At 58.9% G+C, this 15,016-nt stretch carries 16 protein-coding genes and 1 pseudogene; 13 read left to right on the top strand and 4 right to left on the bottom strand.

What is annotated here, in order from left to right; all coding sequences use genetic code 11:
• Positions 1-77: 77 nt before the first annotated feature.
• The 3 genes from ALO64_RS10705 to ALO64_RS10695 all read right to left on the bottom strand — a co-directional run bounded on the left by ALO64_RS10705 (position 78) and on the right by ALO64_RS10695 (position 3,539).
• Complete coding sequence (locus ALO64_RS10705) at positions 78-458, bottom strand: type III secretion system chaperone (protein ID WP_032074428.1); 381 nt, start codon at positions 456-458, stop codon at positions 78-80.
• 146 nt (positions 459-604) lie between these two features.
• Complete coding sequence (locus tag ALO64_RS10700; protein ID WP_044345039.1) at positions 605-2,911, bottom strand: type III effector HrpK domain-containing protein; 2,307 nt, start codon at positions 2,909-2,911, stop codon at positions 605-607.
• A gap of 73 nt (positions 2,912-2,984) precedes the next feature.
• Positions 2,985-3,539: an RNA polymerase sigma factor gene (locus ALO64_RS10695; RefSeq protein ID WP_005735147.1), complete on the bottom strand. Its 555-nt coding sequence runs from the start codon at positions 3,537-3,539 to the stop codon at positions 2,985-2,987.
• Between the two features lie 243 nt (positions 3,540-3,782).
• Here ALO64_RS10695 and sctW point away from each other — a divergent pair, with 243 nt between their 5' ends.
• The 13 genes and pseudogenes from sctW to ALO64_RS25115 form a co-directional block, all read left to right on the top strand.
• Positions 3,783-4,889, top strand: coding sequence for a type III secretion system gatekeeper subunit SctW (sctW, locus tag ALO64_RS10690; RefSeq protein ID WP_002552422.1), 1,107 nt, complete (start codon positions 3,783-3,785; stop codon positions 4,887-4,889).
• Positions 4,886-6,973 carry a type III secretion system export apparatus subunit SctV gene (sctV, locus tag ALO64_RS10685; protein WP_005735148.1) on the top strand — a complete coding sequence of 696 codons (2,088 nt, stop codon included), beginning with the start codon at positions 4,886-4,888 and terminating at the stop codon, positions 6,971-6,973. The genes sctW and sctV overlap by 4 nt, the downstream gene beginning before the upstream one ends.
• 33 nt (positions 6,974-7,006) lie before the next feature.
• Complete coding sequence (gene sctD / locus ALO64_RS10680) at positions 7,007-7,981, top strand: type III secretion system inner membrane ring subunit SctD (RefSeq protein ID WP_044345038.1); 975 nt, start codon at positions 7,007-7,009, stop codon at positions 7,979-7,981.
• Positions 7,978-9,339, top strand: a complete 1,362-nt coding sequence (locus tag ALO64_RS10675) for a FliI/YscN family ATPase (protein WP_044345037.1) — start codon at positions 7,978-7,980, stop codon at positions 9,337-9,339. The genes sctD and ALO64_RS10675 overlap by 4 nt, the downstream gene beginning before the upstream one ends.
• Before the next feature lie 2 nt (positions 9,340-9,341).
• Complete coding sequence (locus ALO64_RS10670) at positions 9,342-9,788, top strand: YscO family type III secretion system apparatus protein (protein ID WP_002552418.1); 447 nt, start codon at positions 9,342-9,344, stop codon at positions 9,786-9,788.
• Between the two features lie 6 nt (positions 9,789-9,794).
• The gene (locus tag ALO64_RS10665) at positions 9,795-10,367 is read left to right on the top strand and encodes a type III secretion system HrpP C-terminal domain-containing protein (RefSeq protein WP_044345036.1); all 573 of its coding nucleotides are present in this window, start codon (positions 9,795-9,797) and stop codon (positions 10,365-10,367) included.
• Positions 10,364-11,080 carry a type III secretion protein hrcQa gene (locus tag ALO64_RS10660; RefSeq protein WP_005735151.1) on the top strand — a complete coding sequence of 239 codons (717 nt, stop codon included), beginning with the start codon at positions 10,364-10,366 and terminating at the stop codon, positions 11,078-11,080. The genes ALO64_RS10665 and ALO64_RS10660 overlap by 4 nt, the downstream gene beginning before the upstream one ends.
• A complete protein-coding gene (locus tag ALO64_RS10655; RefSeq protein WP_044345035.1) occupies positions 11,070-11,459 on the top strand; it encodes a FliM/FliN family flagellar motor switch protein in 390 nt (129 codons plus the stop codon). Before ALO64_RS10660 ends, ALO64_RS10655 begins: the two co-directional genes overlap by 11 nt.
• On the top strand, positions 11,456-12,109 hold the full coding sequence (gene sctR, locus ALO64_RS10650) for a type III secretion system export apparatus subunit SctR (protein ID WP_002552414.1): 654 nt from the start codon (positions 11,456-11,458) through the stop codon (positions 12,107-12,109). The genes ALO64_RS10655 and sctR overlap by 4 nt, the downstream gene beginning before the upstream one ends.
• Before the next feature lie 7 nt (positions 12,110-12,116).
• Positions 12,117-12,383, top strand: coding sequence for a type III secretion system export apparatus subunit SctS (sctS, locus tag ALO64_RS10645; RefSeq protein WP_002552413.1), 267 nt, complete (start codon positions 12,117-12,119; stop codon positions 12,381-12,383).
• Positions 12,384-13,178 (top strand): type III secretion system export apparatus subunit SctT, encoded by a 795-nt coding sequence (sctT, locus tag ALO64_RS10640; protein ID WP_044345034.1) that lies wholly within the window; start codon positions 12,384-12,386, stop codon positions 13,176-13,178.
• Positions 13,175-14,254: a type III secretion system export apparatus subunit SctU gene (gene sctU, locus ALO64_RS10635; RefSeq protein WP_004666089.1), complete on the top strand. Its 1,080-nt coding sequence runs from the start codon at positions 13,175-13,177 to the stop codon at positions 14,252-14,254. The genes sctT and sctU overlap by 4 nt, the downstream gene beginning before the upstream one ends.
• A 51-nt stretch (positions 14,255-14,305) precedes the next feature.
• Positions 14,306-14,410: pseudogene (locus ALO64_RS25115) on the top strand (transposase domain-containing protein); the annotation flags it as partial.
• 89 nt (positions 14,411-14,499) lie between these two features.
• On the opposite strand, the gene ALO64_RS10630 reads toward ALO64_RS25115, so the two are convergent.
• Positions 14,500-14,967: a hypothetical protein gene (locus ALO64_RS10630; RefSeq protein WP_002552411.1), complete on the bottom strand. Its 468-nt coding sequence runs from the start codon at positions 14,965-14,967 to the stop codon at positions 14,500-14,502.
• Between the last annotated feature and the right edge of the window lie 49 nt (positions 14,968-15,016).

Genomic DNA, 15,016 nt, shown 5'->3' with positions numbered 1-15,016 from the left:
TAGAATAAATCAGCGGCTCCCTAAGCGCTTCGACGTTAGAGAAACGTGTTTGTATCGGGTTCATGACTCATCCTCTTTCAATGCGCGTCGCGCCACGTTTTTATCCACTCTACAAGTTCAGCGATCGCCTGCTTCAGCGTCACCACACTCACCTTCTCTCTGGGAATTGCCTTAAAGCCGATATACAGCTCGCTGCCTGCATGCCACCCCAGCCCGGGTCCATCATTGAACAGAGGGTTAAGTGCGCCACTCAACAAACGCTTCAAGGGAAGATCAGGGGAAATGTCCATCAGCCCGATCAGCAGCAGGCGCTGGAATACGTGGTCCACGACCACTTTCAGCGCAATCTCTTCATCGACCACCAGATCACAAGCGCCTGTGTCGTCGAATACCAAGGGTTGCATCGTCAATGACGTTGATAAGTCAGCAAGAACAGTTTTGTATAATCGGTCAGTCATTAATACACCTCGGCGTGCTGAAAAATGTACGAATTGACGAGGTCGATAAATCACTTCCCCAGGCAGGGTATTAATCATCGAAGCCTGCAAAACAATGCATTCACGGACCAGGACGGAAGATAAGGCCGCCGCCCTGCTCCATTGCATCAATGCGCCCGGTCAATCCCGAACTGATCCAGCACCGGGTCAACGTTATGATCGAACGCCTTCTGCGCCTTGTGCTTCTTGACCGCATCAATGATCGCCGAGATACCAAAGCCCAAGGCCATGGCACCGTCGATGGCCCAGCCGATAACCGGGATTGCAGCACCCAGTGCCGCGCCTGCGGCAAGCCCTGTGGCTTCGCCGGCGACCAGGCCGACAGCGCGGCCGATCATCTGCCCGCCCAGACGCCCGAGACCGGCGGAGGCCTCGCGGCCCATCATCTTCGCCCCGGCGTCGACCCCTCCCTTGATCGCCTCGGCGCCCAGCTTCGTGCTGTCGTAAATGGCCTGCGTCGCGCCAAGCTTGTCGCCGTTGGCGAGCATGGTGGATACCGATGCAAAGCCCATGACTGAGTTCAGCACCTTGCCGCCCGCCCCGGCATCAGCAAGCTGAGCCAACAGCGAGGGGCCGCCCTCTTCATCACTTTTGCCTTCCAGCAACTTGCGGCCTTTTTTGGAGTTCTGCAGCTCATTCAATGTGCTGATCGTGTAGTTTTCATGCTCGCCTTCAACGAAATCAGCGGGCAGCACACTTTCATAGGCCGCTTTCTGGTTGTCTGCGGTTTGCAGGGCTTCGCTGGCATCGGCCTTTTTCTGGCCGAGCAATTGCTTCAGTGCGCCACCTTCGCTGAAGTTGCGAACGTAGGAATCGGCAATCTTCGTTTGCACTTCATCAGGCTGGTTGTTGAATACTTGCTGGGCAGTGGGCACTTGGGCATCGGGAAACAGGTCTTTTTGCAGTTGCAGTTGAGCCGACAGGCCGGTGATGGCGCCGCTGTAATCGGGGTCGGGGTTGTGTTTGCCGACGGCCTTGTCTGCGGTTGCCAGGTCGGTTTGCAAGGCCTTTCCGCTGTTGACGTTTTGAACCTGCTCAGTCACGGCCTTTTGCAGCGCCGAATCGCTGCTGACCAGGCTGCGCTCCTGTTCGGGAATGCTTTTGTTGAGGTACTCCTGAACATCGGGATCGGCTTGCAACTGAGCGATTCGCTCATTAAGGCCCGCCTCGGTCTTCTCGGTATTGCGCAAATCCCGCCCGGCTATCACGCTCTGCTGAGTCTGCTGCAACTTGATCATCACAGCGGCCTTCTGCGCGCCGGTGTAAGCCTTGGGCTTCTCGAAAACCTGACCGTTGAGTTTGCTGATATCGATACCGGCTACCGAATTCAACGTCGCGGCGTCGCTGAGCATGCTGGCGAACTGGCCACCATTTTTGGGGGCGCTCTTCCTGATCCACTCGCTCATATTGGACGCATCGAACACCTGGTCGGGGCTATGTGCAGCCTTCTTGCGCCCGGTCAGACCGGCTTCATCCACCTGGCTGAGGAAGCCCGCCTGTGACCACATGTTGGACGACTGTTTGAGCGTACCTGACAACCCTGGGTTACTTTTAATCAGCGCTTTCAGACCCTCGGCGCTGACATTACCATCGACATCGGTTTTGTCCGGCGCCCCAACGGCATGATGAGGGTCGGCTGCCGTCGCCAACGGCATATTGGCGCGCATCACCGCTGCGCTGCGCACCATTTCAAGGGATTGAGGATCAGCGCCGGGGTTATCTTCCATGTACTTGGCCAAGTCCTTGTCGGCATTGTCGGCCGCCTTCTCCATATTTTTGGCGAACGCCTTGAGGTCTTTGTTGGTGATTTTCCCATCCGCATTACCGCCATCCTTGCCGACGTCCACAGCCGTCTTCAACGCAGGGTTGGCGTTGATGAACGCCATCGCCTTGTCAGCATTGGGGCCGTGCTCTCTGGCCATCCAGGCGGCCGCAATCGGCCGGTTGAGTTCTTTTGCCGCCTGCTCGCGTTCTTCGGGCGGCAGATGGGCAACCATCGGATCCCAGCGCTTGAGGGCCTCGGGCGAAGAGTATTCGGAGTTATCGAGAAACGCGGCATCAGTAGCGCTGGGAGCATTTGCCGGGTCGGAGGCAGCCGCCGCAGGTGACGCGCTGGCTGTTGAGACCGATGTCATTGGGGACACCTGATCACTGTCCTGATCAACGCTGGAGGTGCTCTCGCTACTACTGCTGCGAGTCAGCAGACTCATCAGCGATGAGCCGCTTTGCTCGGCATCAGAAAAGAAAGATGTATTGTCGTTGGCCTGGCCGAACTGCACAAAGGCCTGATCACCACCTGCGCTGCTCTGCGTGAGCGAGGCTTTGGCTAATGGCGTCTCAGCAGCCAGTTCGCCAGAGGTGGGTTGATTCACGATGCTGCCGAGGGCAGGACTGGGAGAACTGGATATACGCATGGTTGCCATCCAAGTGGTGAAGGATGGCAACTGTGTGGTTTTGCGTGCGAGTTGGTTCCAGACAGATATCCACTCAGGCGAACGGGTCAATCTGCTGCTTCAATTGCACCCGTGCCCGGGACAGTCGCGAGCGCACAGTGCCAATCGGAACGCCGAGCGTGTTCGCCGTATCCTGATAATTGCCATCCATCTCCAGCGACACTTCCAGGACCTTTTGCATGTTCGACGGCAAGCAATCAATGGCTGCGATGACGCGTGCCAATTGCCTGTGCCCGTCTACCTGATGAGTGATATCGCCATTCCATTCCAGCTCTGAATGAACGTCGTCTTCCCAGCTTTCCTGATAGGGCTGGCGATACATTTTGCGGAAGTGATTACGGATCAGGTTCAACGCAATACCACACAACCAGGTCTGCGGCTTGCTGGCATGTTGAAACTTGTGCTCGTTGCGCAGGGCCTCCAGAAATACGCATTGCAAGATGTCATCGACATCATCCGGGTTCATTACGCGCTTCTGAATGAACGCTCTGAGCATCTGTATCTGATCAGCCGTCAGTTGACGGATACCGGCAGACGAAGAGTCCTGGCGTGGCTGGGTTGCATCAAGGATCACTAGGTTCGGAAACATGGGCTTACCTTAATTTAATGGTGTGCAAGCCCTATAGCGATAACCGTGCCAGCCAAAATAATTATTTAAGTTACTGATTTATATAATTATTTTAAAATTTGTAATTCTTTGTAATACATTTTTTTGCGCAACGCCGTTTTTATCACTACAGCTTTTGGCACAAACGCGTCAGCCCCTTTTACAAGGGAACCGAATCCTGGCCAGGCCCCACTCAGCGGTCATGACCAGGCTCAGAACCGTCCTATGAAAATCGTCGCCCCGCCTATATTGCCAACCCACACGGTCACGCCGATTCGCGCCGTCACGCCCGCTGCGCGAGCGATTCCCGGGACCCTGTCGTCGGAAAAAGGCACGTCATCGCAACAGGTCTCGCGCTTCGCCGCAGCACTGGTGCAAAACAGCCGGATACTGCGCCAGCGCGAACTGATCGCAAGCAGAAATGCACTGCAATCACGGGCCGTCAAACTGGGTGAGCTCTATCAGTTGTTGATGAGCGCCAACGATACCGGTCTGGATAACGCCGCGAGGCTGCTGCGCAAAAAACTGCTGCAAGAGAACGACACAGAACTGGAACAGGTTCTGGAATTTGCCGATGGCGATGCGGCCAAGGCCCACGTGGTGCTGCAAGCGGCACGCAAACAGGCTGAGGAAGATGGCGCTGAAGGCGAGTACGTGGCGCTCACCCAAACGCTGAAACAGTTGCGACGCAAGTTCGGACCACACGCCCGGGCAGGCATTAATACTGCCAGGGCGTTCGGGCGGCAGAACGTCGACAACAAACGCCGTGCCGCGTTGCGCAACCTTTATGGCGTAGCGGTTTCCGGACAGCCAAACGTGACCGGCCTGATCGAAGCCTTGATCAACGAGCAGGAAGAGACCGGAGACTTCGACCTCAATCTGCGCGACATGCGCAGAGCCATTGCCGACGATCTCTCGGCGATTACCCCTTCGGCATCTCATGAACAGCTGCGCACATTGATGCACGGGCTGACCACGGCACGCCACGTGACGACGTTGTTGCGCGGTTGTGAACACCTGCTTGGGCGCATGCGCAACAAGAACCCTGACCTGAAGGTGGATCCGCCAGCCTTTCTCAAACACTTGCTGACCCTGACGGCCAATGGAATGAACGTGAACCAGACCCTGCAACTGACTCAACACATCGGCGGTGCCAGGCTCAAGAACCAGCTGGCATTTCTCAATGGCTTGCGGCCGATGCTGATGCAATTGCCCATCCTGCTCTGGAAGGACATGAAAAGCCGCCAGGCTGCGCTGAATAACCTGCTCACCCTGATGGCAGAACTGACTCAACAGGAACAGAAGCAGCTTTTTGAGGGGCTTGCCGGATGAATCAAGTCATCAACTTTCTGAACATGATTGCCCTGTCGGCCATGCGCCGGTCAGAGCTGGTCGGCGCATTCTTCGTCATCGCCATTGTCTTCATGATGATCACCCCCCTGCCCACCGGGCTGGTTGATGTGTTGATCGCGGTGAACATCTGTATATCGTGCCTGCTGATCATGCTGGCGATGCATTTGCCAAGACCGCTGGCATTCTCGACCTTTCCGGCCGTGCTGTTGCTGACCACCATGTTTCGTCTGGCGCTGTCGATTTCCACAACACGATTGATCCTGCTCAATCAGGACGCCGGGCACATTGTCGAAGCCTTCGGCCAATTCGTGGTGGGTGGCAACCTGGCGGTGGGCCTGGTGATCTTTCTGATCCTGACAGTGGTCAACTTTCTGGTTATCACCAAAGGTTCGGAACGGGTCGCCGAGGTCGGCGCGCGGTTTACGCTGGACGCTATGCCCGGCAAGCAGATGTCCATCGACAGTGACTTGCGTGCCAACCTGATAACCGTTCAGGAGGCGCGCAATCGCCGCGCTGAGCTGAACAAGGAAAGTCAGTTGTTCGGTGCTATGGACGGCGCGATGAAGTTCGTCAACGGTGATGCCATTGCCAGCCTGATCATCGTTGCCATCAACATGATCGGCGGTATTTCCATCGGCGTGTTGCAGCACAATATGAGCGCGGGCGATGCGTTGCAGCTGTACACCGTGCTGACCATCGGTGACGGCCTGATTGCACAGATCCCGGCGCTACTGATCTCCGTAACCTGCGGCATGATCATCACCCGCGTACCCAATACCGAGGCTGGCGCGGAGGCCAACATTGGCCGTGAAATCGCCGAACAGATTACCAGCCAGCCCAAGGCATGGATCATCGCCGCAGTGGCCATGCTCGGCTTCGCGGCTCTGCCGGGTATGCCCACGGGAGTATTCATCACCATCGCGATCATCTGCGGTGCCGGTGGCATGCTGCAGTTGCAACGGGCAAGACCCAAGCCCGACGAACAACGCGCCACTGCCGTCGCCCCGGAAATGAACGGCAAGGAAGACCTGCGTACCTTCTCACCCAGCCGGCAGTTCGTCCTGCAATTTCACCCAGGCCAGGACAGCGCACAGATCGAGGCACTGATCAGCGAAATACGTCGGCGACGCAATAGACTGGTGGTGCAATACGGTCTGACCCTGCCGTCGTTCATCATTGAACATGCCGATCATCTTCCTCCGGACGAGTTTCGCTTCACCGTCTACGACGTACCCATGCTCAAGGCGACATTTACCCAGTCCCATGTCGCCGTGGACGCCCGCCAACTGGGTGGTGAAAACCTCCCGGCGGCGATTCCGGGCAATACCGACCGCCAGGAAGATCAATGGGTGTGGTTGCCCGCCGAGCAGTGCGGTGAGCTGAACCCGGTCAGCGCCATGACCCTGATCGTCGAACGCATGGAACGCGCATTGCAGTCCTGCGCGCCTCAGTTCATCGGCTTGCAGGAGACCAAAGCCATCCTCAGCTGGCTGGAATCCGAGCAGCCGGAGCTTTCACAAGAGATACAGCGAGTGCTCACGCTGACGCGCTTCTCGGCGGTTCTGCAACGTCTCGCGTCGGAGCGCGTACCGCTCAGAGCCATACGGCTGATCGCCGAGACCCTGATCGAGCATTGCCAGCATGAACGCGATACCAACGTGCTGACCGACTACGTGCGCATCGCGCTCAAATCGCAGATCTACCACCAGTATTGCGGTGCCGAAGGCCTGCAGGTGTGGCTGCTCACGCCGGAAAGCGAGGGCTTGCTGCGCGACGGTCTGCGCCAGACACAGACCGAAACGTTCTTCGCACTGAGTAACGAGATCAGCCAGATGCTCGTGCAACAAATGAATATCGCATTTCCGGTGCGCGCGCCCGAACAGGCGGTACTGCTGGTCGCGCAGGACCTGCGCAGCCCACTGCGGACCTTGTTGAGGGAGGAGTTCTATCACGTTCCCGTACTGTCTTTCGCAGAAATCAGCAACGCGGCCAAGGTCAAGGTAATGGGTCGCTTCGACCTTGAAGACGATCTTGAGCCAATGGACAACGAGCACGCAGCTTGAGCCTTTCAGGCTTGAGCAAAGGGAGACTTTCAGATGTTTGAATTACGCGTACTGAACGGTCAGCACCAAGGCGCAGCCTTGCCACTGGTGGGCGAGCAATGGTCGATTGGCTCTGCCGCGCAACACGATCTGGCACTGGACGACGCAGGAGTGGAAAGCCTGCATTGCCGCCTGCAACGCCTGGACGACAGCTGGACACTGAACGCTGAAGAAGGCGCGGTGTGCGACGAAGAGGGTAACGCCCGGCCCGGTATTGATCTGACACTCAACACTGCATTCTTGTTGGGCTCAGTGTGGCTGTGCGTTTCGCCCGCAGGCGATGAGTGGCCTTCAGTGCCAGCGGTCATCCCGAAACAGTCACAGGCCGACCCCGAGCCTGTGCGCAATGATGTGCCGCTGAAAAAGGTCAAGTCGCGCTCGCAATCGCTCATCCGTACCACAGGGATCATCGCCGGCTTGCTGGTGGGCGTCATCGGCAGCGCCTGGAGCCTGACCCGCCCGCCCGCCATTGCAATGGACCAAAGCCCCGGCCACATGGCCTCGGTCACAGCAGAAGCACCGGTAGAGACATCTCCTACACCGGCAAAGATCATCAAACCCGCGGCTGATAAACGCATACGCCTGACCAGCGCGGATGCGGTACGCCATCAGTTGGGCACCATGCTCAGCGACCGGCTGCTGACCGATGTCAGCGTGGAAGAAACAGCCGAGGGGCTGGTGCTCAACGGCGATCTCAAAGAGGAATCCCTGCTGGTCTATCAACGCATGCTGCAGCGTTTCAAGGACCGCTATGAGTCGCCGGTGACGGTGTTCGACAACGTCGCCAGCACACGCAGCGCCCTTCCCTTCGTGGTGGTTCAAATCATGACCGGCCCGCATGCGCATCTGGTGACTGCAGACGGCCGCCGTATTTATGTGGGTGACGAGGTGGATGGCTTGCGCCTGACGCGAATCGACAATCAGCGCCTGCAATTCGACGGCAATCGGCACATTGAGGTGAACTGGTGAATGCTGCACTGAGCCAGTGGAAAGACGCCCACACAGCACGCTTGCGTGACTACAGCGCCGTGCGCGTCAGTGGCCGGGTCAGTGCAGTGCGCGGGATTCTGCTGGAATGCAAGATTCCTGCGGCCAAGGTGGGCGATCTTTGCGAGGTGAGCAAAGCCGACGGCAGTTTTCTGCTGGCTGAAATCGTCGGTTTCACTCAGGAATGTACGCTGCTCAGCGCCTTGGGCGCACCCGACGGAATCCAGGTCGGTGCTCCGATCCGCCCGCTGGGCATCGCCCACAGGATTGGCGTTGACGACAGTTTGCTGGGCTGCGTCCTGGATGGCTTCGGACGTCCACTGCTCGGTGATTGCCTCGGTGATTGCCTCGGTGCTTTTGCCGGGTCGGATGATCGTCGCGAAACACTGCCGGTGATCGCCGACGCCTTGCCGCCCACCCAGCGCCCGCGCATTACCAACGCCCTGCCCACAGGGGTACGCGCCATCGACAGCGCCATTCTTCTGGGCGAGGGTCAACGTGTGGGGCTGTTCGCCGGTGCTGGCTGTGGCAAGACCACACTGATGGCCGAACTGGCCCGCAACATGGGCTGCGATGTCATCGTCTTCGGGCTGATCGGCGAACGGGGCCGCGAGCTGCGCGAGTTTCTCGACCATGAACTGGACGAAACCCTACGCGCCCGCTCGGTGCTGGTCTGTGCCACCTCTGATCGCTCAAGCATGGAGCGCGCACGCGCAGCGTTCACCGCGACCGCTATCGCCGAAGCATTCCGCGCACGAGGCCAGAAAGTGCTGTTGCTGCTCGACTCCCTGACCCGGTTTGCCCGTGCGCAGCGGGAGATAGGGATTGCCTCGGGCGAACCGTTGGGGCGTGGCGGCCTGCCACCCTCGGTTTACACCTTGCTGCCACGCCTGGTCGAGCGCGCCGGCATGAGCGAGAACGGCTCGATCACCGCACTCTACACCGTGCTGATCGAGCAGGACTCGATGAACGATCCGGTGGCGGATGAAGTGCGTTCACTGCTCGACGGGCACATCGTGCTGTCCCGCAAGCTGGCCGAGCGCGGGCATTACCCCGCCATTGACGTATCCGCCAGCATCAGCCGGATCCTCAGCAATGTCACCGGCCGCGAACACCAGCGAGCGAACAATCGTCTGCGCCAGCTACTGGCTGCCTACAAACAAGTGGAAATGCTCCTGCGGCTGGGCGAATACCAGGCCGGTGCAGACCCGGTGACCGATTGCGCGGTGCAACTGAATGACGACATCAACGAATTTCTGCGCCAGGACCTGCGTGAGCCGGTGCCCTTGCAGGAAACCCTGGACGGGTTGCTGCGGCTCACTTCCAGACTACCGGAGTAACGATGGAAGACACACTGGAAGACGATCCGCAGCGAGCAGCACTGGAACAGGTGATCAGCTTGCTGACCCCGCTGCGCCAGCATCGTCAGGCGAGCGCTGAACGGGCTCATCGCCACGCGCAGGTGGAACTGAAATCGATGCTCGACCACTTATCAAAAACACGGGCATCGCTGGATCAGGAACGTGACAACCACAAGCGGCGTCGCGAGGGCCTGTCTCAGGAACACCTGGAAAAGACCATCAGCCCGAACGATATCGACCGATGGCATGAGAAAGAAAAACACATGCTCGACCGCCTGGCCTGTATTCGGCAGGACGTGCAGCAACAGCAATTGCGGGTAGCCGAACAGCAGGCGTTGCTTGAGCAGAAGCGCCTGCAAGCCAAAGCGTCTCAGCGTGCGGTCGAGAAACTCGCCTGCATGGAGGAGACGCTCAACGAAGAAGGTTAAGTGACGATGACCGCACCGATCAAACACCCGGCCAAAGCGCCAACGGCACCACCCGTAGTGCATGCCACACCGCCTTCTGCGCCCACGCAGCGCGCACCGAACAAGGCTGATGACAAGCCACCGGCTTTTGGCAGCACAACGCGTACCGACATGCCGAAGGTCCGCTTCGCACAAAACCGTTCGGCGACAGAGACACCGGAGAGCGCCGACGGCCTGTTCTTTTCCCAACTGCTGATACCTCAGGTCGGTGAAGAGCCTGATCAGCAAGGTTTCGGCGGCAGCAGCATCGCCCTCCCCGCACACGCCGAAAATGTACCGACCCAATTGATCGACGAGCTGGCGCAGCGCTTGCCCGAACAGCCCGCCGGCCCGCTGGCGTTTACCCTGCTGATGCCCAGCCTGGGGACAGTACGCGTCAATGCCGAAAAAACCGAACACCGTTGGAGCATCCAGCTGGGCTTCGCCCGTCGCGACGTTCTGAAACGTTTGCAGGGTCATACCGGCGCATGCCGTGACTCACTGTCGCGGGCACTCGGCCATGACGTTGAGCTGGACCTGCATGAAGATCTTGCAGCATGAGCGCGCTGCGTCTGCGCAAGGTCGATGCCCTGCTGGCTCAGGCCACGCGTGAGCTGGGTGCCGGTCAGAGCCTGGGCTTCAGCGCCGCAGGTCAGGACGCCGAACTGACCCTGTTGCCACTGCTTGCCGACACAGGCGAACCGGCAGGTGCTGTCTGGCTGAGCACAGCCATCGGGCCCCTGTTGCTGAGCGACGCCGAAGCGCTGCTCAGCCTGCTGGGCGATATCCCCCTTACGCTCGGGGGCGAGCAACAAGCCTGGTACTGGCAGCTGTTCAATCAACGTCTGAGCCCGACCATTGCCCGACTGCTGGCACCGGTCGAACCCCTGCACAACAAACCGCAAGCACCCACCCTGGGCTGCCGGGTTCAGATACGGCGTGGTGGTGAGCAGCTTCACGCGCACTTGCATGCAACGCCCGACACACTGCTCAGGCTGCTGCGATCAGCGTCCTGGCAAGCCCGCACGCGCACTGTGGACGAGTCCTGGTCAGTGGCCAGCCCCCTGATCATCGGTGAAATGTCGCTGACCCGGGAACAAATCGCCTCGCTGCGCCCCGGTGACGTGGTACTGCCCGCCCACTGCCAGTTCGACAGCGCCGGTCAAGGGTTCCTGAGCCTGGCAGGACGGCAATGGGCGGCGCAGACCGACCAGCACGCGCAGCGTCTTTTTTTGCGGCTCAGTCATGAGGAGCACCGCCACCATGAGTACTGAAGATCTGTATCAGGAAGATGTCGAGATGCTCGACGACTATGAAGACCCATCGACTGAACAGCACTGGTCCGAAGAAGAAGACGGCGAGCCATCCGGGTATGCGACGGCCGAACCGGACGATCACGCAGCGCAGGAAGAACAGGACGAGCCCCCGGCACTCGATTCGCTGGCACTGGACCTGACCCTGCATTGCGGCGAGCTCAGGCTGACGCTCGCCGAACTGCGCCGGCTGGATGCCGGGACTATCCTTGAAGTCACCGGCATTTCGCCGGGGCACGCGACGTTGTGCCATGGCGAACAGGTGGTGGCCGAGGGTGAGCTGGTGGATGTCGAGGGTCGCCTGGGTCTGCAGATTACCCGCCTGGTGACCCGCTCATGATCATGGAGGGCGTAAACCCGATCATGCTGGCGCTGTTTCTTGGCTCGCTGTCACTGATCCCCTTTCTGTTGATTGTCTGCACCGCCTTTCTGAAAATCGCCATGACCCTGCTGATCACCCGCAACGCAATTGGCGTTCAGCAGGTGCCGCCGAACATGGCCCTGTACGGCATCGCCCTGGCCGCAACCATGTTCGTCATGGCCCCGGTGGCGCATGAGATCCAGCAGCGGGTCCATGAACACCCGCTGGAACTGGGCAGCGCCGACAAGCTGCAGAGCAGTCTGAAAACAGTGATCGAGCCACTGCAACGCTTCATGACGCGCAATACCGACCCGGATGTGGTCGCCCATCTGCTGGAAAATACCCAGCGTATGTGGCCCAAGGAAATGGCCGATCAGGCCAACAAAAACGACCTGTTGCTGGCGATTCCGGCCTTTGTGCTGTCGGAACTGCAGGCCGGTTTCGAGATCGGTTTTCTGATCTATATCCCTTTCATCGTCATCGACCTGATTGTCTCCAACCTGCTACTGGCCCTGGGCATGCAGATGGTCTCGCCGATGACCCTGTCGTTGCCACTCAAGCTGCTGCTGTTCGTGCTGGTGTCGGGTTGGTCCCGCCTGCTCGACAGCCTCTTCTATTCGTATATGTGAGGCGGCCATGGAAGCGTTGGCGTTGTTCAAGCAAGGCATGTTTCTGGTCGTCATCCTGACCGCTCCGCCGCTGGGTGTCGCTGTGCTGGTCGGGGTGCTCACCTCGCTGCTGCAGGCACTCATGCAGATTCAGGATCAGACGCTGCCCTTCGGCATCAAGCTCGGGGCGGTCGGGCTGACCCTGGCCATGACCGGCCGCTGGATCGGCGTCGAGCTGATTCAGTTCATCAATATGGCTTTCGACCTGATTGCACGGTCCGGGGTCAATCACTAAATGCCCTTCGACGCCCACGAAGCGTTTCAATTCATGCTGGGCATGGGTCTGGCGATGGCGCGCCTGCTGCCGTGCATGCTTCTGGTGCCAGCCTTCTGTTTCAAATACCTGAAAGGCCCGCTGCGCTATGCGGTAGTGGCCGTGCTGGCGATGGTCCCGGCCCCAGCAATCAGCCGCGCGCTGGGTTCTCTTGACGATAACTGGTTTGCCATCGGCGGCCTGATGATCAAAGAGGCGGTACTGGGCACGCTATTGGGGCTGTTGCTGTATGCGCCGTTCTGGATGTTTGCCTCGGTCGGCGCCCTGCTCGACAGTCAGCGCGGGGCGCTCAGCGGTGGCCAGTTGAACCCGGCCCTCGGTCCGGACGCCACACCGCTGGGCGATTTGTTTCAGGAAACCCTGATCATGCTGGTGATTCTCACTGGCGGTCTTTCACTCATCACTCAGGTCATCTGGGACAGCTACAGCGTCTGGCCACCGACTGCCTGGCTGCCGGGCATGAACGCAGGCGGTCTGGACGTCTTTCTGGAACAGCTCAACCAGACCATGCAACACATGCTGTTGTATGCCGCGCCCTTCATTGCCCTGCTACTGTTGATCGAAGCCGCGTTTGCGATCATCGGCCTGTATGCACAGCAACTGAACGTATCGATTCTGGCCATGCCAGCCAAAAGCATGGCCGGCCTGGCCTTTCTGTTGATCTACCTGCCAACGCTGCTGGAGCTGGGCACCGGTCAACTGTTGAAGCTGGTTGATCTGAAGTCGCTGCTGGCGCTTCTGGTGCAAGTGCCGTGAGTGAAAAAACCGAAAAGGCTACCCCCAAACAGATACGTGACGCTCGCGAAAAAGGTCAGGTGGGGCAGAGTCAGGACCTTGGCAAACTGCTGGTACTGATGGTCGTCAGTGAAATCACCCTGGGCCTGGCCGATGACAGCGTCGACCGGTTGCAGGCCTTGCTCGCACTGTCTTTCAAAGGTATTGACCGGAGCTTCGCTGCATCCGTCGAGCTGATCGCCAGCGAAGGCCTTTCCGTGTTGCTCAGCTTCACGTTATGCAGCGTCGGCATGGCCATGTTGATGCGCCTGGTCAGCAGCTGGATGCAAATCGGCTTTCTGTTCGCGCCCAAGGCCTTGAAGCTGGACATCAACAAGATCAACCCCTTCTCGCATGCCAAACAGATGTTTTCCGGGCAGAACATCCTCAACCTGCTGCTCAGTATCCTCAAGGCTGTTGCCATTGGCGCGACCTTGTACATGCAGGTCAAGCCCGCGCTGGGCGCTCTCATCCTGCTGGCCAACAGCGATCTGACGACGTACTGGCACGCATTGGTCGAACTCTTTCGTCATATTTTGCGCGTGATTCTGGGGTTGCTGCTGGTCGTCGCCATGGTCGACTTCGCCATGCAGAAATACTTTCACGCCAAGAAGCTGCGCATGAGCCACGAGGACATCAAAAAAGAATACAAACAGTCCGAAGGCGATCCTCATGTCAAAGGCCATCGTCGACAACTGTCCCATGAAATCCTCAACCAGGAGCCCAGCGCCGCCCCCAATCCGGTGGAGGAAGCAGACATGCTGCTGGTCAACCCGACGCACTACGCGGTGGCGCTGTATTACCGGCCAGGCGAGACGCCTCTGCCGCTGATTCATTGCAAGGGTGAGGACGAGGAAGCGCTGGCGCTGATTGCTCGGGCCAAAAAGGCCGGTATCCCGGTGGTGCAGAGCATCTGGCTGACAAGAACGCTGTACCGCGCCAAGGTGGGCAAATACATCCCTCGCCCCACGCTGCAAGCTGTCGGGCACATCTACAAAGTGGTTCGCCAGCTGGATGAAATCACCGATGAAGTGATTCAGGTTGAGGTGGAGCTTTAAGCTGGGAGCTGCAAGCCGGAGCCTCCATCGCCAGCGCTGCACTCAACGTAGCTCAATCGGCATGATCCGTACACTTATCTGAAGGATGTCCTCACATACCTACCGACGCCGCAGCCGAGTGAAGTTGATCAACTGCTGCCGCATAAGCGGATGCCGTTTCAGTCATGCAAGACGGAGTTGCTGAACGCTTGCGGTTCAGGGAATGGCGTGAGGCGAAGAACGAGCGACGGCTCCCATTATCGGCTTCACCCTGGGCAGCTCAACTGTTCAGGGTGAAGTTCAATGGAAAAGAGCGTGCTGTCCCTGGCCAGGTAGCTATGCTCCTGGTGAAACTTGAACCTGCGCATCATAGCCAGCAACTGCGGTTCCTTGCAGGCCAGTTGGTCCAGACCAAGACGTATTCTCGCCTCCATGCTGGCCTTGCGTTCCTCGGAGAGGCTGCTAGCTGGCAAGTCGATCCTGTAGCGGTAGAAGATCGTGTCACCGTACCTCAAACCCACGTACTCAAGGGTGGTAATTGCATCCAGTTGCTTTGGCAGGGTCGCGTCCAACTGGGCGAGGCGCTCGACAAGCAGAGCCTGTTGGGCCACCTTCTCCTGCTCTGCCTTGAGCGAGAAATAGCGCCCAATCCCGGCAACCAGGAGCACCGCAGCGATACCTAGGTAGAAATTACGCGGGTTGCGCCGCTTCTTCGGCGCCAGCTTCATCAACATCTTGAATGACTCGTCCTGAGCATGAAAAAGCCCCTAAGGAGGCGCTGCA

The sequence above is a fragment of the Pseudomonas meliae genome (assembly GCF_001400515.1).
Classification (GTDB): Bacteria; Pseudomonadota; Gammaproteobacteria; order Pseudomonadales; family Pseudomonadaceae; genus Aquipseudomonas; species Aquipseudomonas amygdali.
The sequence above is the reverse complement of the archived record's forward strand: the minus strand, read 5'-3'. Positions and strand labels throughout refer to the sequence as shown.